We start from the raw sequence: 19596 nt of genomic DNA on the forward strand, positions 1-19596 counted from the left end.
CGGCCCTCTCGCGGGGGGGGGCGCGGCGGCCGCCCGGCGGGGCGGGGGCGGGGGGGGGGCGGCCGCCCGCCGAACCGGCCCTCACCGAACCGGCGTTCACCACCCCGCGGAGGACGCCCTCACGCGGATCCCCGGACGTCCCCCGGCGTCCGGGGATCGCTCGGCAGCAGCGGTACGTCGATGACGGGACGGGCGCGGAGCGCCGCTTCCTCCGCCACGCGCGCCGCCACCTCACGGTTCACCCCGAGCGCCGCGGACCGGACCTGCTCATGCAGCTTGACGACGGCGTCCATGAGCATCTGCGGGCGGGGCGGACACCCCGGCAGATAGATGTCCACCGGGACGATGTGATCGACCCCCTGCACCACCGCGTAGTTGTTGAACATCCCGCCCGAGGACGCACACACCCCCATGGCGATCACCCACTTGGGGTTGGGCATCTGGTCGTACACACGGCGCAGCACGGGAGCCATCTTCTGGCTGACCCGCCCCGACACGATCATGAGATCCGCCTGTCTCGGCCCGCGCCAGTACTCCATCCCCCACCGCGACAGATCGTGTCTGGCGCCCCCGGTCGCCATCACTTCCATCGCACAGCACGCCAGGCCGAAAACCGCGGGGAACATCGACGACTTGCGCGCCGCTCCCGCGATGGCTTCGACGGTCGTGAGGGCGAAACCGCTCGGGAGACTCTCTTCGATACCCACACCAGCACCTCTGTTCCAAGGGTCCGGGGACGGTAAGTCCTGCCTGATCAGGGCGTTGACGATCCTCACCCAACGTAGCCGGTCGACGCCGGACCGGAACCGGACGCGGGCATGGCCCGCCGGAAGATGAGTAACGATTACTCACTGCCGGAACGGGTGCGTCGGTTCGCTTCCTCCGGTACGGTGCAGTGCGCCGAGCAGACCGACGGGGCCGCCTCCGTCCCCGGGGTGAGTAGGGATTACTCACCGGGCCGGAAGGGAGCGCGGCGAGAGTTGCTGCGGGCAGGCAGCGCGGCGGGGTGCCGTCCGGTGGACAGCCGGGACACCCCTCGGGACACGCGCCATGCCGCCCGGTCTCTCCACCGACTCTCGTCATGACCCCAAGGAAGTGATGCGCATGTCCGCCACCCCGCAGATGTCCGCCTACGCCGAGCAGTTGATCCGCGGTCGGCGTGCCACCCGGGCGTTCCTCCCGGACCCCGTCCCCGAGCAGACCCTGCATGACATCTTCTCGCTGGCCGGGGCCGCGCCCTCCTCGTCCAACACCCAGCCGTGGCTGGTCGAGGTGGTGAGCGGTGGCACCCGCGACCGGCTGAGCAAGTCCCTGCTCACCGCGAAGGAGGAGAACAAGTTCACCTTCGACTTCCCCTACAGCGACGAGATGTACTCCGGGAACAGCGACCGGTGGCGCCGGGACATGGGCGCCCGGATGTACGGCGCGATGGGGATCGCGCGGGATGACCACGAGGGACGTCATGTCATCCTCCGCGACAATCTGCGGTTCTTCGGCGCCCCGCACGTGGCGCTGATGTTCATGCCGCCCAACGCGGAGGAGCGGATGGCCAATGACACCGGGATCTACGCCCAGACGCTGATGCTCGCCATGGCCGCCCACGGTGTCGCGAGCTGCCCGCAGGCGTCCCTGGGCTTCTTCTGCGACACCATCCGCGAAACCCTCGGCATCAGCGACAACAAGCTCATATTCGGGATCTCCTTCGGCTACGCCGACGAGTCCTCCCCGAGGAACGAGGTCCGCATGCCGCGCGCCGAGCTGTCGGAGACCACCCGCTTCCACAGCTGACCGGCAGCCCCCGTGTACCGGCCGTCGCCCCTCGGGGTGGCGGCCTTCCGCCGTGCGCGCGGCATCCGTCGGGCGCGGTGAGGTCTCCGAAACGAGCCCTTCACAGGAGCGCGGCCCTGAGGGAAACACGCCGTTCCTAGCGTATCCGCCCATGGATGCAGAGCTGTATACGCGGCTGGACACCGCCTCCGCACCGGAGGCCCGACCCGCGTCCTCGCTCGGTGGGACGGTCTACGCGACGCTGCGGAACGCCGTCCTGAACGGCGAGTTCGGACCGCGCGAAGCACTGGCGGAACTGCGGCTGGCCGCGCGGTTCGGGGTGTCCCGGACACCGGTGCGCGAAGCGCTGGCCCGGCTGCACGCCGACGGGCTGATCGAGCGCGGGGACGGCGGCTTCTTCGCCACCGTGCCCAACCTCGGCCGGCTCAAGGACCTCTACGAGCTCCGGGTCACCCTGGAGCTGAGAGGGGTCGCCCGGGCGATCGAGGACCCCTCCGTACAGCACGATCCGGCCCTCCTCGCCGCCGAGTTGGAGCGCTGGTACGCGATGCGCGCCGCTCCCCCGGCCCCCGACCCGCGCTTCGTGGTCCAGGACGAGCGGTTCCACGCCGAGCTGTCCCGCGCCTCCGGCAACCCCGCCCTGACCGAGGCGCTCGTGGCGGTCGGCGAACGCATCCGCCGGGTGCGGATGTACGACTTCCTCACCCGGGACCGGGTGGAGACCACCATCACCGAACACATCGAGATCATGGAACTCGTCCGTGACGGCCGCCTCGACGAGGGATACCGGGCGCTGCACGCGCATGTCGGTGACTCGATGGCCGTGGTGATGGAACGCGCCCAGCGCGCCGTGACACAGATGGCGCTCCACGCCGACCGGCTCTGACCTCCGCTTCCTCCCCTTCTCCGGATCACCCCCCAGAAGATCCCCCGTCCTGCCGACGACGCCACACGGGGAACCGGCCGCCCGCACGGCACATCCGGCACCACCCACCGCACTCCCGAGGAGGCGTGGTATGAGCACCACCGAGCCACGGCTGACAACGCAGGACGACACCTCATCGGCAATCCCCTCCGGATCCCCGCGGACCGACCAGGCGGTGAAGGAGACACTGGAGGACTACACCCTCCGCTTCGCACCGCGCAGTTACCGCCGCTGGACACCGGCGGTCGTGGCGACCACCGCGCTCGGCGGTATCGCCTACATGGCCGACTTCTCCATCGGCGCCGGAATCGGCCTGGCCCACGGCACCGGCAACGCGCTCGTGGCCATCGCCGTCGCCGCCGTGGTCATCTTCATCACCGGTTTCCCCCTCGCGTACTACGCGGCCCGCTACAACATCGACCTCGACCTGATCACTCGCGGCTCCGGCTTCGGCTACTACGGCTCGGTGCTCACCAGCGTCATCTTCGCCAGCTTCACCTTCATCTTCTTCGCCCTCGAAGGGTCCATCATGGCGCAGGGGCTCAGACTCGGCCTCGGACTGCCGCTGTGGCTGGGCTATCTGGTCTCCACGCTGATGGTGATCCCCCTGGTCATCTACGGTATGAAGGCACTCAGCAAACTCCAGGTGTGGACCACGCCCGTCTGGCTGCTGCTGATGGTGGCCCCGCTGCTGTACCTGGTCGTCACGGACCCCGGCAGCGTCGACCGCTTCCTCGCCTACGCAGGCACGGACGGCGACGGCGCACTCGATCCGGCCTCCGTCCTCCTCGGCGCGGGCGTCTGTCTGTCCCTCATCGCGCAGATCGGTGAGCAGATCGACTATCTGCGCTTCATGCCGCCCAAGACCGCGGCGAACAAGCGCGCCTGGTGGACCGCCGTGATCACGGCGGGTCCGGGCTGGGTGGTGCTCGGGGCGCTCAAGCAGGCCATCGGTGTCTTCCTCGCCGTCTACGTCCTGGCCGAGGTCGGACCGGCCGCCGCTCCCGAGCCGATCCAGCAGTTCCGTGGCGCCTTCGACACGATGATGCCGTCGTGGCTGGTGATCCCGCTGGCGGTGGTTCTGGTCGTGATCAGCCAGATCAAGATCAATGTGACGAACGCCTACTCCGGTTCGCTCGCCTGGACCAACTCCTTCACCCGGGTCACCGGCCGCTACCCCGGCCGTATGGTGTTCGTGCTGGTCAACCTGGGCTTCGCGCTGGTGCTGATGGAAGCCGACATGTTCAGCTTTCTCAACGACATCCTGGGCTTCTACTCCAACTGCGCGATCGCCTGGGTGGTGACCGTGGCCACCGACATCCTGGTCAACAAGTACCTGCTCAAACTCTCCCCGCACGCGCCCGAGTTCCGCCGGGGGATGCTCTACGCGGTCAACCCGGTGGGTGTGGTGGCGTTCATGGCCGCCTCGGGCCTCTCCATCGCCGTGTACTTCCGCCTGCTCGGCGACACCCTCCAGCCGTACTCGCCCGTCGCGGCGGCCCTGATCGCCTTCGTCCTCACCCCGCTGATGGCGGTCGTCACCCGGGGCAGGTACTACCTGCGGCGCACCGACGACGGCATCGACGAACCCCTCCTGGACACCGACGGCAACCCGAGCGCGATCACCTACGACTGCCATGTGTGCCACCAGTCGTACGAGCGCCCGGACCTGACCGCCTGCCGGACGCACCGGGCGGTGGTGTGCTCCCTGTGCCTGAGCACCGACCGGGCCGGTGACCACGTGCTGCCCGCCCAGCCGCCCGCCGCGTAGCCCCCGCCGTCCGGCGCCGCGCCACCCCGCACCCCACCCCACCTCGCCCTGCCCTGCCCCGGAGGAGCCGCCGTGTTCGACACCCTGCTCATCGCCAACCGCGGAGAGATCGCCTGCCGTGTCATCCGCGCCGCGCACACCCTCGGTCTGCGGACGGTGGCGGTGTACTCCGACGCCGATCGCGGCGCACCCCACGTCCGGATGGCCGACGAGGTGGTACACCTCGGCCCGGCGCCCGCCGCCGACAGCTATCTGCGGGCCGACAGGGTGCTGGACGCCGCCCTGTCCACCGGTGCCGGAGCGGTTCACCCCGGCTATGGCTTCCTGTCGGAGAACGCCGCCTTCGCCACCGCCGTGGAGGAGGCCGGGCTCGTCTTCGCCGGCCCCACACCCGCCCAGCTGGAGGTGTTCGGCGCCAAACACACCGCCCGTGCCGCCGCGCTGGACGCCGGGGTGCCGCTGCTGCCCGGCAGCGGGCTGCTGGCGGACGCCGGGGACGCGCTGCGCGCGGCCGAGGAGATCGGCTATCCGGTGATGCTCAAGGCGACCGGCGGCGGTGGCGGTATCGGGATGCAGGCGTGTACCGGTCCGGCGGAGCTGCGCGAGGCATTCGCCCGGGTGACGCGGCTGGCGCGGGGCAGCTTCGGCGACGGCGGGGTCTTCCTGGAGCGGTATGTGACCCACGCCCGCCACGTCGAGGTGCAGGTCTTCGGCGACGGCACCGGCCGGGTGGTCAGCCTCGGCGACCGCGACTGCTCGCTCCAGCGCCGCAACCAGAAGGTCCTGGAAGAGGCTCCGGCTCCCGGTCTGCCGTCCGCGCTCCGGTCCCAACTGCACCTCAGTGCACGGGCGTTGTGCGCCTCGGTCGGCTACCGGTCCGCCGGTACGGTGGAATTCGTGTACGACGCCGACCGCGAGGAGGCTTCCTTCCTGGAGGTCAACACCCGTCTCCAGGTCGAGCACCCGGTCACCGAGGAGACCACTGGTGTCGACCTGGTCGGCTGGATGCTGCGGCTGGCCCGCGGCGAGACCGGATTCCTCGACGGGCTCCCCGACGACGGTCCCCCTCGCCACGGCCACGCCGTCGAGGCCCGCCTCTACGCCGAGGACCCGGCCCGTGACCACCGGCCCAGCGCCGGGCTCCTCACCCGGGTCGAATTCCCCGACGACGTCCGCGTGGACAGCTGGGTGGAGACCGGCCAGGAGGTGTCCACCGCCTACGACCCGATGCTCGCCAAGGTCATCGCCACCGGTCCGACCCGGGCCGAGGCCCTGTCCCGCCTCGACCACGCCCTCTCCCGCACCCGGATCGACGGGGTCGAGACCAACCTCGGCCTGCTCCGGGCCGCTTGCCGCCACCCGTCCGTGGTCACGGCACGGCACACCACCGCCACCCTCGCCGACGTCACCGACGGCCGCGCACGCGTGGACGTGGAGCGGCCCGGCACCCTGACCACCGTCCAGGACTGGCCGGGCCGGATCTCCTACTGGGAGGTCGGCATCCCGCCCAGCGGCCCGATGGACGACCGCTCCTTCCGCCTGGGAAACACCGCGCTCGGCAACCCCGAGGGCGCGCCCGGCCTGGAGTGCACCCTCGACGGCCCCGCCCTGCGCTTCTCCCACCCGGCCGTCGTCTGCGTCACCGGCGCCCCCGCACCCGTCACGGTCGACGGTGTCCCGGCGGCCCAGTGGGAACCGCTGGAGATACCCGCCGGAGCGCTGCTGGAGGTCGGCACGGCCGACGGACCCGGGATGCGCACGTACATCCTCCTCCGCGGCGGCCTCGACGTACCCGCGTACCTCGGCAGCGCCGCCACCTTCACCCTCGGCGGCTTCGGCGGTCACGCGGGCCGCGCCCTGCGCACCGGCGATGTGCTGCGCCCCGCCGCACACGACGGCGACGCCCCCGCGCCCGCACCCGTACCGGTCCGCGCCCGACCGCACTGCACCACCGAGTGGCGGATCGCGGTGAGCGAGGGACCGCACGCCGCACCGGACTTCCTCACCCGTGAGGGCCTGGCCACCCTGTACACGGCCGAGTGGAAGGTCTCCGCCCAGTCGGCACGCACCGGCGTCCGGCTGATCGGCCCCCAACCCGCCTGGGCACGCCGGGACGGCGGCGAGGCCGGACTCCACCCCTCCAACGTCCACGACACCGCGTACTCCGTCGGAGCCGTCAACCTCACCGGCGACACCCCCGCCGTACTCGGCCCCGACGGACCGAGCCTGGGCGGCTTCGCCTGCCCCGTCACCATCGTCAGCGCCGAGCGGTGGAAGGCCGGTCAGCTGCGCCCCGGCGACACCGTCCGCTTCGCCCCCGTCACCGAGGCCACGGCCGACGCACTGCGCCGCGCACCGGCCCTGCTCACCCTCGCCACCGACGGCGCGGACGGTGACGACGGGGTCCTGGCCCGCCGCGCCGCCACCGACACCACACCGGAGGTGACCTACCGGCGCGGCGCCGATGACAACATCCTCGTCGAGTACGGACCCATGACGCTCGACCTGGCCCTGCGTATGCGCGTACACGCCCTGGCACGCCATCTGACGGAGCATCGCCCGCCGGGTCTGGTCGACATCACCCCCGGCGTACGCTCCCTGCACCTGCACACCGACCCCGGCGTACTGCCGCTGCGCACCCTCCTCGCCCTGCTCCAGGAGGCCGAGGACCACCTCCCGGCCGCCCAGGACCTCACCGTCCCCAGCCGGGCCGTTCACCTCCCGCTGTCCTGGGACGACCCGACCGTGGAAGAGGCGATCGCGCGCTACGCGGCGTCCGTACGGGACGACGCCCCCTGGAACCCGTCCAACATCGAGTTCATCCGCCGTATCAACGGCCTGGAATCGGCGGACGACGTACGGCGCACCGTCTTCGACGCCGAATACCTCGTCCTCGGCCTGGGCGACGTCTACCTCGGCGCCCCGGCCGCCACCCCGCTCGATCCACGCCACCGCCTGGTGACCACCAAGTACAACCCGGCCAGGACGTGGACCGCCGAGGCGGGCGTCGGAATCGGCGGCTCCTACCTGTGTGTCTACGGGATGGAAAGCCCCGGTGGGTACCAGCTCATCGGCCGCACGGTGCCCATCTGGGGCGGGCTTCGCCCGCACCGCTCGTTCGCCGACGGCACACCCTGGCTCCTGCGCTTCTTCGACCGTGTCATCTGGCACCCCGTCTCATCCGACGAACTCCTCGACATCCGCGCCGACCTGGCCTCCGGCCGCACCGGACTCGACATCCGGCCCGGTACCTTCTCCCTCGCCGAGCATGAGCGCTTCCTGCGGGAGAACGCCGAGGACATCGCCGCCTTCCGCACCCGCCAGTCCGCCGCCTTCACCGCGGAACGCCGCGCCTGGGAGGCGTCCGGGGAACTCACCGAACGCCCGGCCGCCGCTCCGGCCCCGGCCCTCGCCCCCGTCGCCGCGCCACCGGGCTCCCGCCTGGTCGAGGCGCCACTGAGCTCCAGTGTGTGGAAGGTGGAGGCGGGCCCCGGCGCCACGGTCGAGGCGGGCCAGCCACTCGTCGTCCTGGAGGCCATGAAGATGGAGGTCGTGGTGCGTGCCCCGGCCCCGGGCACCGTCACCGACATACTCGTCACCGCCGGACAGCAGATCGACGCCGGCACCCCGCTGGCCGTCCTCGTGAGGGAAGAAGCCGCATGAACCGGATCCCGTCCCCGCCCCGCTGCGCGGAGCGCGTCGCCGCCGCCTACCGGCGCATCGCCGAGACCGACCGACCGGAGGTGTGGATCTCGCTGCGTGAGGAGTCGGCCGTCCTGGCCGAGGCCCGTGCGCTGGACGCCCGTATCGCCGCCGGGGAGGAACTGCCCCTCGCCGGAACGCTGGTGGCGGTCAAGGACAACATCGACGTCGCCGGGCTCCCCACGACGGCCGCGTGTCCCGCGTACGCCTACACCCCCGATGTCTCCGCGTCCGCCGTGCTGCGGCTGGTGGCCTCGGGCGCGATCGTGCTCGGCAAGACCAACATGGACCAGTTCGCCACCGGACTGGTCGGCACCCGCAGCCCGCACGGCCCGGTCCGCAACGCCCTGCGCCCCGAGAAGGTCTCCGGCGGTTCCAGCTCGGGTTCCGCGGTCGCGGTGGCGCTCGGCATCGCCGATGTGGCGCTGGGCACCGACACCGCCGGCTCGGGCCGGGTCCCCGCCGCGCTCAACGGCATCGTCGGCGTCAAACCCACCCTCGGTCTTGTCCCCACCAGCGGTGTGGTGCCCGCCGCCCGCTCGTACGACGCGGTGACCGTCTTCGCCCGCACCCTCACCGAGGCACAGCGGGCGCTGGCGCAGATGACCGGCCCGGACGAGGCCGATCCGCGCGGCCGGGCCTGGCCGGACGACGTACGGCTGTCCGCGCCGCCGAACCCGCGCGTCGCCGTCCCCCGCGACGAGGACCTCGCGCCCCTTTCGGACCAGGCCCGCGCCGCCTTCCACGAGACGGTCGAACGGCTGGAACACGCGGGCGCGCACACCGCGGTGATCGACGTCAGTCCGCTGCTGGAGGCCGCGAAGCTGCTGTACGACGGGGCGCTGGTGGCCGAACGGTACGCGGCCGTGGGCGATTTCATCGCCCAGGATCCCACGGCGGCGGACCCCACGGTCGGCGCCATCATCCTGGCCGCCGCCGGTCTCCCCGCCCACGCGCTCGTCGACGATCTGGAGCGCCTGGACGGCTACCGGGCGACGGCCCGCCGCATCCTCTCCGGTTTCGACGCGCTGCTCCTGCCGACCACCACCGAACACCCGGACATCGCCGCCGTACAGGCCGACCCGGTGGCCATCAACGCCCGTCTGGGCACCTACACCAACTTCGTCAACCTTGTCGACCTGGCCGCCGTGGCGGCCCCCGCGGGCGAGGCGGACGGCAGCCCGTTCGGTGTCAGCGTCATCACCCGGGCCTTCGAGGACCAGGTGGCCATCGATATCGCGGCCCTCCTGACCGCAGAACAGGCCCCGGCCCCCTACCCCGGCAACGGTGTCGACCTGGCCGTCTTCGGCGCACATCTGCGCCACCAGCCCCTCAACCACCAGCTCACGGACGCCGGGGCCCGCTTCCGCGGGGAGATCCGCACGGCCCCCGTCCACCGTCTCATCGCCTTGGACACCACCCCGCCCAAGCCGGGCCTCCTCCGGGTGCCCCCACCGGACGGCGCGGCGATCACCGGAGAACGGTGGACCCTCTCCCCCGCCGCCCTCGGCCACTTCCTCGCCGCCCTCCCCGCGCCCATGTTCCTGGGCCGCCTCGAACTCGCCGACGGGAGCTGGGTGCTGGGCTTCCACACGGATCCGGCGGCGGCGGAAGCGGGGACGGACATCACGGCGTACGGAAGCTGGCCGGCGTACCTGGCCGAGCGCGCCGGCGCATGAGGGGTGCGGGCGGGGCGGGGTCCGTTCCTCAGGATGACACTCCGTAATGCGAGGCGATGGCGGCGGCGCGGTCGCGCAGGGAGTCGCGCAACCACCGGGGGTCCAGGGCTTCCGCGTCCGTACCGAGGTGCCACATTGCCCATTCGGCATGTCGCGAGTCCTGGAAGGTCACCTCCAGCCGTAGCCGGCCATCCGCGTCGGTTTCCTCGGCGAGGACGGCCAGCGCGGTGCCCACCAGGTCATCCCGCCGCGCCGGGGTCATCCGGACCACCACGGTGACCTGGTCACCGCCGGTCCGGAACCGTGTGCTGCGCTCCTGCCAGGCGCGGTCCATATCGACCCGGTCCGGTCGCTGTGCCGGTTCCGCGAGCTCCTCGGCGGCCAGGACACGGGACAGCCGGTAGGTGCGGTCCGCGCCGGACCGCGTGGCCAGCAAGTAGCCCTGGTCCCGCACGGTGACCAGGCCGATCGGGTCCACCGTGCGCCACTTCGGGATCTGGTCCACGGCCGCGTAGTGGATGCGCAGCCTGTGTCCGGCGAACACCGCGCGCCGGACCTCGGCCACGATGGCGTCCGGCACCTCCTCCACGACCCGGCGACGCGAGAGCAGGTCGGTGTCCGGGTCGATGAGCAATCGCCGAGCCGCACCGGCCGCGGTGGCCCGATAGCTCTCGGGCAGCGCGTCGACCACCTTGCGCATCGCGGACGCGAGCGCCGAGCCGAGTCCGAATACCTGCGCGCCGCGCCGCGATCCGGCGACCAGCAGGGCGAGTGCCTCGTCGTGATTGAGCCCGGTGAGCTCGGTCTGGAAACCGGGCAGCAACGCGAAGCCGCCGTGCCGACCGCGTTCGGCGTAGACCGGGACACCAGCGGCGGACAGCGCCTCGATGTCACGCAGCACGGTGCGGGTGGACACCTCCAACTCGCGAGCCAGCGCGGTCGCGGACAGCCGACCGTGCTGTCGCAGCAGCAGTACCAGCGATACCAACCGGTCGGCGCGCATACGAAAACCCTATCGGAATACGCGACATAGGATGTCGTGTATTCATTGCGAGGCTTCTCGGCATGACACACAACAAAGCAGCCACTGAGCCGAACGACCTGGGCAGGTACTTCATCGAGCGCGCCAATGCGGGCGATGTCGACGGACTGGTGGCGTTGTACGAGCCGAGCGCCGTGCTGGCCTTCCCGCCGGGCAACCTCGCGACCGGCCATGCGGAGATCCGCAAGGTATTCGAGCAGTTCGTGGCGGCCGCACCGGTGCTCTCCCCGGGCAGGCAGCACCCGCCACTGGTGACCGGCGATCTGGCCATGACGGCGGCCACACAGACCAACGACGACGTATCCGTCGAGATCGCCCGTCGCCAGCCCGACGGGTCGTGGCTCTGGGTCGCGGACCAGCCGAGTCTCACGCCGTAGCGGGGTGGCGGGTGGGCCGGCGTGCCCGAGCCCACCGCCGACCGCACCGGCTGACCGCCGCCCTTCGCACCCCCGCACCGCCGCACCGCCGCGCCCACCGCATCGCGCATATCCGCCGAAGCCGTGGAGGGGCCGGGGCCGGGGGTGAACATGTTGTGTACGTTGGGCACCGATGATGACTGAGCGACCACCACACGGCTCGACCCGCCCCGGCGGGCGGACCGCCCGTACCCGTACCGCCGTCCTCACGGCTGCCCTGGACGAGCTCGACGGGGCGGGCATCGGCGCGCTCACCCTCGACAAGCTGGCAGCGCGCTCCGGCGTGCATGTGTCGACGATCCGGCGCCGCTGGCGCACCGTCGAGGGTGTCATCGGTGATCTGCTGGCCCAGCAGGGGACCACGATTCCCATCCCCGACTCCGGTGACCTCCGCCAGGACCTGCGGGAACTGGCCGAGAACATCGCCGAGTTCCACGCCACACCCCGCAATCGGCACCTCATCGAAGGGGTCGTGGTGGCGGCCGCGCACGATCCGCGTATCGCGGATATCGTGCGGGGCGCGTTCACCGCCCGGATCGAGCATGTCACCCAGCTCGTGCACCGTGCCGTCGCGCGCGGCGAACTCACCGTGGAGCCCGACGCCAGAGAGGTCATCGAAGCCCTCAGCGCCCCGTTCTACTACCGCATCCTCATCCTGCGCGGCACCGTCGACGCCCGTCTGGTGCACACGAGCGCCGAGGCGGCGTATCTGGCGGCCCGGGCGGGAGCGTTCACCCCGTCGGAAGCGGAATCCGGCGGCGGGCAGCGGGCGGAGGGCCGTCGCGGCGGCACCGCTGCCGCCGCGCTCCCCACTCACGCGTAGGCTCCGCCGGGCCGTTCCGTTGTCACGAGCCGGTATCCGTCTCGCAATGGACCTGCACCTGGGCGAAGGACGGAAGCGCAGGTCACCTAGAGTTTCGGTCATGCCTCAGTCAAAGATCCTCGAGCGAAACGCCGAGCACCAGACGTCCACCCGGACGACCTCCCGACGTATGAAGAAGACCCTGATCGCAGCCCTCGGCATCGGCGTAGCCCTCACTCTGAGCGCGTGCAACGAAGACACCGACTCCTCCTCCAAGGGCAAGGGCAAAGACAAGGACAAGGGCGCCTCGCAGTCGAAGGCCCCTTCGGCGGAGTCGTCCGCGCCCGGTTCCCCGAAGAAGCCGTCGGGTCGCGGACCGGTGGTCGCGGGGTGGCAGACGCAGACCTCCGAGAAGCACCACTTCCGCTACGACGTGCCCGCCAAGGCCGACAAGTGGAACGTCATCGAGAAGGACACATCCCTCTCCTACACCGACAAGGCCGGCAAGCCGATCGTCGTCATGAACGGTGCGGCCAACTACCGTCAGGGCGGATGCGGGTCGAGCCCCAACCCCAAGGCCGTCGGTGAGGCGGGCAAGGGCCAGCTCGCCACCGTCGGCACCACGGGTGGTGGCACGGACGGCACCCTCCAGGAGAACGCCCGTAACTGGGCGGGCAACTGGGGCTTCGCCGCGTACGGCGGTCCGGACCACAAGCCCAAGATCAAGGTCAGCCAGGCCAAGCCGTGGAAGCAGGGCGGCATCGAGGGCTACACCGCGACCGCCGAGGTCACCGTGACCAACCGCCCGAGCTCGTGCGTTCCGCCCAAGGCCGTCGTGCACAGCATCGCGCAGAAGCTGCCCGACGGGACGATGCACGGCTGGGTGATCTACGCGGACCAGGGAGTGCCGAAGGCGCTGACGGACGCCGAGATCAAGAAGGTCATGAGCACGGTCCGGTCGACGGACAGCTGAGCCACGGGGGCCGGGCCCCCGACACGTTCGCCGCGAGGGCCTCCGCCCGCGGTGGGGATCTCGTGTCCCCACCGCGCGGAGGCCCTCGTGGCACTCCATCCGGCCGCCGGGGCCTACGGGGCGAGTGCGAACGCCTCGATCTCCACCAGCAGCTCGGGCCGGAACAGCGCGGCGACCTGCACGGCGCTGCTGGCAGGCGGGCGCGAAGTGTCCACGAACTCATCGCGCACCTTACGGATCGCGGGCAGATACGCGATGTCGGTGACGAAGTACGTGAGCTTGACGACCTCGTCGAAGCCGACTCCCGCCGCGGCCAGACACCGCCGGAGATTCTCGAAGATCTGCCGGGTCTGCGCCTCCGCGTCCCCCTCTCCCACCAGCTTCCCGTCGCTGTCGAGGGCGATCTGTCCGGCGACCGCGACCAGCCGTCCGGTGCCGGTGACGACGTTGGTGTAACCGTTCCCGGGCACGACGCCCTCGGGCTCGGGGATATGGGTGATCTCTGTCTTCTCGCTCATGTACGCCATCCTCACCCTGTCCCACCCATCACACCAGCGCATATTCAGCAGGGAAGCCATGCCCCTCGCGCATACCTCAACTAGGTTGTGTGCCATGGACGTCACCGCACTGCGCTCGTTCGCCGAAGTGTGCCGCCGGGGCTCGATCAGCTCGGCGGCCCAGGCGCTGGGCTACACGCAATCCGCGCTCTCCCGGCAGATCTCCTCCCTGGAGAAGCACCTGAGCGCCTCCCTCCTCTGCCGCCACGCACGCGGCGTACGCGCGACGCCCGCGGGCGCCGCGCTCCTGGAGCACGCCACGGAGATACTCGCCCAGTTCGACCGCGCGGAGCGGGAGGTCGCCGCGGTCGCCCGCTACGGCACGGCGGCGGCGCGCATCCGCGTCGGGGCCGTGCCGTCGGCCTCGGCGGCGCTGCTGCCCGAAGCGCTGGCGGTGTTCAGCGCCGAACGCCCGGCCGTGTGCGTCGAGTTCGACGAGGACGTGTCGCCGCACCTGCTGCCCCGTCTGCTCGACGGCGAACTCGACGTGGCCGTCGTCACGGACTACCCACCGGGCCTGCCCGCACACGAAGTCCTGCGCGCCACCCACCTCCTGGACGACGAACTGCTGTGCGCGCTCCCCCTCGGCCACCGGCTCGCGGACCCCGCGGCCGGGGCCCTCGATCTCGCCGAACTCGCCGACGAGACATGGGTCGAGGACTACGCGGGCTCGGCCTCCGCCCTCGCCACGGCCTGCGCCCGCGCCGGATTCACACCCCGCCTCGGCACCCAGTGCGGCGGGTGGCTCGGCAAACAGGCCTTCGTGGCCGCCGGCTTCGGCATCCTCCTGGCCCCCTCCCTCCTCCTTCCGGCCCTCCGCCCCGACCTGTCCGTGCGTCGTCTGCGCGAGCCTCCGTACCGCAGCGTCTACGCCGTGCTCCGGCAGACCCACGCCGCGCCCTCGCACGCCGCCGCGGGCTTCGTGGACGCTCTGACGCGGACCGATACGGTGCGATCGAGGGCGAGACCGACCCCCGGCACGACCCCCGACCCGGAGCCGCCGACACCCCCCGCGTCCTGACCGGGAGGACTCGCGGGGGGGGGACCGTGCGGAGTGTTCAGGCGATACCGAGGACCAGCAGGACGAACGCCGTGACGATGACACCGACGCGGCCGTAGTGGAAGCGGTCCCAGCGGCCGAGCTGCTCCTTCCAGTCGGCCGGGAGACTGTCCTTCGTCCACCGGGCGACGCGGGAGTTGATCGGGACCAGCAGGACGATCGACATCAGCACGCTCAGGACGAGCAGGGCCGCGGCCGCGGCGACCAGCCCCGCGCCGGGGTCGCCCCAGGTCAGCCCCGCCCAGACCGCGCCGAGCACAACCGAGCCGATGTACCAGAAGGGCATCACCCCGCCCAGGATCCGGGCTCCTTCGGTGCGGCCCACGAGGCCACCGTCGCCCGGCAACCGCTTGAAGATCAGATTGAGGAAGACCGCGACCGCGAACTCCACACCCACCAGCAGCCCGACAACCACCACCGTGACGACGGCGAGAGTGCTCTCCATGTCTCCTCCAAGGGCCCTGGGTACGATTTCTAGCATCGCTAGATTGCGATTCGATGCTAGACACTCATCGCTCGAATGTCTAGCGATGCTAGGATCGGACCATGTCGGTACAGGAGCGCAAGGAACGCGAGCGGGCCCAGCGCCATCAGTTGATCGTCGCGACGGCCCGTGACCTCGCCGAGTCCCAGGGCTGGGAGGCGGTGACCACGCGGCGGCTGGCGGAGCGGATCGAGTACAGCCAGCCCGTGCTCTACAGCCATTTCCGTGGCAAGAAAGAAATCGTCGGGGCCGTGGCCCTGGAGGGATTCGCCGAACTCACCACGGCGATCCGGCGAGCGGTGGCCGAGGATCCGGAGGACCGTGGCGCGGTGTCGGCACTCGCCCACGCCTACATCGACTTCGCCGAGCGCAACCCCGCGCTCTACGACGCGATGTTCCTCCTCGACACCGGTCTGCTGTTCGCCGACGAGACCACGCCCGCACCGCTGCGCGAGGCGTTCGGAGCATTGCTCGAGACCCTCGGCGACATCGCGGGAGACACCGAACCGGCGCTGTTCGTCGAGGTGTTCTGGTCCGCCCTGCACGGACTGGCCGCGCTCACCCGCTCGGGCCGTCTCCCCCAGGCGAATGCCTCACGACGGCTGGACATCCTGGTGGAGCGCCTCGCCGGACACTGACGGCCCCTCGGTGGCGGCGGCCGCCCACCGGTGTGCGCACCGGAACGGGCCGGGTCAGCGGGTGTGTTCGCCGTCCGCGAGCACCTCACCGATGACATGGCGTGCGGTCGCCGCCATCACGGGGTCGGTGTCCCGGTAGGAGGCGAGTTCGACCAGTGCCACCGACAGCGCCCAGCCCCGTCCGCGCGCCCAGACCGCGTCATCGGCCGCCACCGCCGTACGGAAGGCGTCACGCGCGCCTGCCGGGAGGACGTACCACGCCACGATCAGATCGACGGCGGGGTCGCCGAGGCCCAGACACTCGAAGTCGATGACCCCGCTGAGCCGCCCCCCGTCCAGCAGGAGGTTGCCCGGTTGCAGATCCGCGTGGACCAGCACCGGCGGATCCTGCCACACGGGCGCCCGCAGCGCGGTGTCCCACGCGGCCGTGGTCGCGTGGGCGTCGATCTCCGCGCGCACCTTCCGCATCGCCGACCGGGTGGCGCCGTCCCGCGCCGCCAGGTGTTCGCTCCGATAGGACGGCGGCGCGTCCGTGGCATCGATCCGGCGCAACGCGGTGATGAACCCCGCCATGTCCTCGGCGAACCGCCCCGGTTCAGTGATACGTCCGGGGACCGGGTTCTCGCCGTCCAGCCAGCGGTACACCGACCATGGCCAGGGGAACCCCTCCATCGGTGCTCCCTTCCCCAACGGCACGGGGACGGCGACGGGAAGGGCGGGGGCGAGCCGTGGCAGCCACGTGTGCTCCCTCGCGATGTCGGCGGCGGACCCCGCCGCACGGGGGAACCGCACCACCTTGTCCTCGCCCAGGCGGTACATGGTGTTGGAGGTGCTCTCCCTGCCCACCGGTGCGACGGGAAGACCGGCCCACCGCGGAAACTGCGCCGCGATCGCGCGACGTACCCGGGGGATCTCGGCATCCGGTTCATCGGCGTACGTCTGGGCGGTGGGCATGCGGACCTTTCCAGGCTCTTGGGTGGCGGGCCGAGGCGTGAAGCGGCGCCCATCATGGCAGCCCGACAACAGCCTCCGCACCGGGATTTCCTACGCTCTGGAAGCCCCGCGGGCCGACCAGGCACCCTTCGCCGCGCGCCGGGCTCACGGAACGACGGGCCAACGCGCCGGGCGCTGCGCTGTTCAGGTGGCGTCCCCTCACGTCCCTTGTCGCTCACCCACCCTGCTGCGTAACTGATGTCTGGCTCGTCCGGAACCACCGTCCTCACCTGACCTCCTGTCCGGTGGTTCCCACCGGACGGCACGCCTCCCGACAGCCGTGGAAAGGGTCGCCCATGCGCCTGCTCAGAACCCTGATCGCCGCCTGCTGCGCCGCACTGGCCGTCGGCTGCCCGTCCCTCCCAGCCCAGGCGGCCACCGTCGTCCCGTGTGACACCTCGGACCTGATCAATGCCATCACCGACGCCCCCTCCGGACAGACCCTCGTCCTCACCGCGGGCTGCACCTACTCGCTCGACACCGCCATCGGCGCCAACGGGCTCCCCGTCATCAACAAGAACCTCACCATCGTCGGCAACAACGCGACCATCACACGCGATGACGAAGCCCCGCAGTTCCGCATCATCCAGGTCGGCTCGGGCGGCGCGCTCAGTCTCACCAGCGGACTCACCGTCTCCGGCGGCGACACCACTGGCAACGGCGGAGGCATCCTCGTCGACAGCGGCGGCACCCTGCGGCTGCTGAGAGACGTCACGATCCGGGACAACGTGGCCGACGGCAACGGCGGAGGCATCAGCGTCAACGGCACCGCGGCCATCTCGTTCAGCACCGTCACGCACAACTCCGCCGAGAGCAACGGAAGCGAGGGCGGAGGAGTCGACAACGAGAACTCCACCACCATCAACAGCAGCTTCCTGACCTTCAACCACGCCGGGGAATACGGCGGCGGACTCAACAGCGACGCGGGTACCTCGACGGTCAACTCCACCACCATCAGCGACAACGACGCCGCCGACGGCGGGGGCGGAGGCGACTTCGACGGTGGCACAGTCGTCTTCAACAACAGCAGCATCGTGGACAACACCGTGGCAGGCCCTGGTGGATTCGACGCGGGCTTCTACAACAACGCGGTCACCACGCTCACCAACACCACGGTGAGCCGCAACACGGTCAACATCGGCGAGGACGGAGCCATCGGCAACTACAACTCCCTCGCCCTCAGGAACAGCCGGGTCACCTTCAACAGGGTCGCCGGAGCGAACGGCGACACCGGCGGCATCGACAACGACGGGAGCCTGAGCCTGATCAACACGCCGGTGACCAACAACTCCGCCCCCGAACAGCCCGGGGGCATCAGTTCCAGCGTGCCCTACACCACCATCAACTCCCCGATCACCAACAACCAGCCCACCAACTGCGTCGGGAGTCCGTTCATCCCGCCCAACTGCGTCGGCTGACGCGTTGAACGGGACGGCCCGGGGCAGCTTGCCCCGGGCCCGTCCGCGCCATCCCGGTCAGCGGGTCTCGGTGACCTTGGCCAGTGCGCGCGGCGCGTCCGGATCCTGGCCTCGGGCGACAGTGATCTCGTAAGCGAGCATCTGGAGCGGCAGGATCTCCAGGATCGGCTGCACCTCCTCGGCCACATCGGCCGTCGGCAGGACGAAGCCCGCGGATGCGCGCCGTACCTCTTGCTCGGCGCCGATGACGACCAGGTCGGCGCCCCGGCCGCGGAGCCGCTCCAGCACCGGCTGGAGCGCCTTGCCGCCCTTGCCCTCGGGGACGATCGCGATCACCGGGGAGACGTTGTCGACCATCGCCAGCGGACCATGCAGCAGATCGGCGCCGGAGTAGGAGAGCGCCGGGATGTAGCTGGTCTCCATGAGCTTGAGCGCGGCTTCCTTGGCGGTGGGATAGCCGTAGCCGCGAGAGGTGAGGACCATGCGCTCGGCGAACCGGTAGCGGGCGGCCAGCTGCTTGATCTCGGCCTGCCGATCCAGGACCTGCTGGGCGAGGTCGGGCAGCGCCTTGGCGGCCGAGCCGTCGCCACCACGCAGCCCCTCGACGAACAGGTACAGGGCGAGCAGTTCGGCGGTGTACGTCTTGGTGGCGGGCAGCGCCTTCTCCGGCCCGGCCACTACGTCGATGTGGAACTCGGAGACGGCGGCCAGGGCCGATTCGGCGTTGTTGGTGACCGCCAGGGTGATGGCACCGGCCGCGCGGGCGGCCTCGGTGGACGCGACCAGGTCCGGGGAGCCGCCCGACTGGCTGACCGTGATCACCAGGACGTCGGTGAGATCCTGCCGGGCGCCGTACGCGGTGGTGGTGGACATGGAGGTGAGACCGCAGGGCTTGCCCAGCAGCACCTCCAGCAGGTACTTGGCGTACAGCGCGGCGTTGTCGGAGGTGCCCCGGGCGGTCAGGAGCACAAAGCGCGGCTTGCGGGCCGCGATCCGCTCCGCCGTCTCCCGGATCCGCGGCGCCCCCTCCTCCAGGATCCGCCGCAACACCGCGGGCTGCTCGGCCATCTCACCGGACATGATCCGACCGGGACGGGACTCGGGCCGGGGCGGGATGTCAGTGGTCTCGGTGGTCATGAGCTGGTCTCCCGGTGGTGTGGTGACGCCGTCTTCCGCTCGTCATCGCCCGACAGCACAGCCCGTGCGGCCTCCCGCGCCTCCTCGGCGGTGTCGGCTGCTCGTGCTGCTGCGGCGGCTCGTTCGCATTGGGCGAGGGTGTGTTTGGCGAGGGTGGTGCGGACGTAGGGGATGGCGGTGGCGGTCATGGAGAGGCTGGTTGCGCCGAGGC

The 19596-nt window shown here is 71.0% G+C and carries 17 protein-coding genes and 1 pseudogene; 11 read left to right on the forward strand and 7 right to left on the reverse strand.

All coding sequences use genetic code 11. The annotated features are described in order from the left end of the window. Positions 1-119 precede the first annotated feature (119 nt). Complete coding sequence (locus NMK44_RS32730; RefSeq protein ID WP_254749925.1) at positions 120-707, reverse strand: NuoB/complex I 20 kDa subunit family protein; 588 nt, start codon at positions 705-707, stop codon at positions 120-122. A gap of 397 nt (positions 708-1104) precedes the next feature. Here NMK44_RS32730 and NMK44_RS32735 point away from each other — a divergent pair, with 397 nt between their 5' ends. The 5 genes from NMK44_RS32735 (at position 1105) to atzF (ending at position 9865) form a co-directional block, all read left to right on the forward strand. Continuing rightward, on the forward strand, positions 1105-1788 hold the full coding sequence (locus tag NMK44_RS32735) for a nitroreductase (RefSeq protein WP_254749927.1): 684 nt from the start codon (positions 1105-1107) through the stop codon (positions 1786-1788). Between the two features lie 151 nt (positions 1789-1939). Next, a complete protein-coding gene (locus tag NMK44_RS32740; RefSeq protein ID WP_254749929.1) occupies positions 1940-2674 on the forward strand; it encodes a GntR family transcriptional regulator in 735 nt (244 codons plus the stop codon). Between the two features lie 130 nt (positions 2675-2804). Next, positions 2805-4484 (forward strand): purine-cytosine permease family protein, encoded by a 1680-nt coding sequence (locus tag NMK44_RS32745; protein WP_254749931.1) that lies wholly within the window; start codon positions 2805-2807, stop codon positions 4482-4484. Positions 4485-4556: 72 nt separating this feature from the next. Continuing rightward, positions 4557-8147, forward strand: coding sequence for an urea carboxylase (gene uca, locus NMK44_RS32750; protein ID WP_254749933.1), 3591 nt, complete (start codon positions 4557-4559; stop codon positions 8145-8147). After that, positions 8144-9865 carry an allophanate hydrolase gene (gene atzF, locus NMK44_RS32755; RefSeq protein WP_254749935.1) on the forward strand — a complete coding sequence of 574 codons (1722 nt, stop codon included), beginning with the start codon at positions 8144-8146 and terminating at the stop codon, positions 9863-9865. The genes uca and atzF overlap by 4 nt, the downstream gene beginning before the upstream one ends. A gap of 28 nt (positions 9866-9893) precedes the next feature. Here the strand turns inward: atzF and NMK44_RS32760 are convergent, their stop codons facing one another. Continuing rightward, positions 9894-10868, reverse strand: coding sequence for a helix-turn-helix transcriptional regulator (locus NMK44_RS32760; RefSeq protein ID WP_254749937.1), 975 nt, complete (start codon positions 10866-10868; stop codon positions 9894-9896). A 62-nt stretch (positions 10869-10930) separates the two neighbouring features. On the opposite strand from NMK44_RS32760, the gene NMK44_RS32765 reads away from it, so the two are divergent. From NMK44_RS32765 to NMK44_RS32775, 3 genes are all read left to right on the forward strand, one after another. Continuing rightward, positions 10931-11284 (forward strand): YybH family protein, encoded by a 354-nt coding sequence (locus tag NMK44_RS32765; RefSeq protein WP_254749939.1) that lies wholly within the window; start codon positions 10931-10933, stop codon positions 11282-11284. A 172-nt stretch (positions 11285-11456) separates the two neighbouring features. Further along, positions 11457-12146 carry a TetR-like C-terminal domain-containing protein gene (locus NMK44_RS32770; RefSeq protein WP_254749941.1) on the forward strand — a complete coding sequence of 230 codons (690 nt, stop codon included), beginning with the start codon at positions 11457-11459 and terminating at the stop codon, positions 12144-12146. Positions 12147-12246: 100 nt separating this feature from the next. Then, positions 12247-13098 carry a DUF8017 domain-containing protein gene (locus NMK44_RS32775; RefSeq protein WP_254749943.1) on the forward strand — a complete coding sequence of 284 codons (852 nt, stop codon included), beginning with the start codon at positions 12247-12249 and terminating at the stop codon, positions 13096-13098. Positions 13099-13211: 113 nt separating this feature from the next. Here NMK44_RS32775 and NMK44_RS32780 read toward each other — a convergent pair whose 3' ends face one another. Then, positions 13212-13616, reverse strand: a complete 405-nt coding sequence (locus tag NMK44_RS32780; RefSeq protein WP_254749945.1) for a RidA family protein — start codon at positions 13614-13616, stop codon at positions 13212-13214. Between the two features lie 94 nt (positions 13617-13710). Here NMK44_RS32780 and NMK44_RS32785 point away from each other — a divergent pair, with 94 nt between their 5' ends. Beyond that, positions 13711-14676, forward strand: a complete 966-nt coding sequence (locus tag NMK44_RS32785; protein ID WP_254749947.1) for a LysR family transcriptional regulator — start codon at positions 13711-13713, stop codon at positions 14674-14676. Between the two features lie 37 nt (positions 14677-14713). On the opposite strand, the gene NMK44_RS32790 is transcribed toward NMK44_RS32785, so the two are convergent. Further along, a complete protein-coding gene (locus NMK44_RS32790; RefSeq protein WP_254749949.1) occupies positions 14714-15160 on the reverse strand; it encodes an anthrone oxygenase family protein in 447 nt (148 codons plus the stop codon). A gap of 101 nt (positions 15161-15261) precedes the next feature. Here NMK44_RS32790 and NMK44_RS32795 point away from each other — a divergent pair, with 101 nt between their 5' ends. Continuing rightward, on the forward strand, positions 15262-15837 hold the full coding sequence (locus tag NMK44_RS32795) for a TetR/AcrR family transcriptional regulator (protein ID WP_254749951.1): 576 nt from the start codon (positions 15262-15264) through the stop codon (positions 15835-15837). A 54-nt stretch (positions 15838-15891) separates the two neighbouring features. Here the strand turns inward: NMK44_RS32795 and NMK44_RS32800 are convergent, their stop codons facing one another. Further along, complete coding sequence (locus NMK44_RS32800) at positions 15892-16791, reverse strand: aminoglycoside phosphotransferase family protein (protein WP_254749953.1); 900 nt, start codon at positions 16789-16791, stop codon at positions 15892-15894. 335 nt (positions 16792-17126) lie between these two features. Here NMK44_RS32800 and NMK44_RS32805 point away from each other — a divergent pair, with 335 nt between their 5' ends. Further along, positions 17127-18248, forward strand: coding sequence for a hypothetical protein (locus NMK44_RS32805; RefSeq protein WP_254749955.1), 1122 nt, complete (start codon positions 17127-17129; stop codon positions 18246-18248). Positions 18249-18305: 57 nt separating this feature from the next. Here the strand turns inward: NMK44_RS32805 and NMK44_RS32810 are convergent, their stop codons facing one another. Both NMK44_RS32810 and NMK44_RS32815 read right to left on the reverse strand, forming a co-directional pair. Continuing rightward, a complete protein-coding gene (locus NMK44_RS32810; protein WP_254749957.1) occupies positions 18306-19385 on the reverse strand; it encodes an SIS domain-containing protein in 1080 nt (359 codons plus the stop codon). Continuing rightward, positions 19382-19596: pseudogene (locus tag NMK44_RS32815) on the reverse strand (hypothetical protein); the annotation flags it as partial. The gene NMK44_RS32810 and the pseudogene NMK44_RS32815, both read right to left, overlap by 4 nt.

This window comes from Streptomyces cucumeris (assembly GCF_024295805.1).
In the GTDB taxonomy this organism is placed as follows: domain Bacteria; phylum Actinomycetota; class Actinomycetes; order Streptomycetales; family Streptomycetaceae; genus Streptomyces; species Streptomyces cucumeris.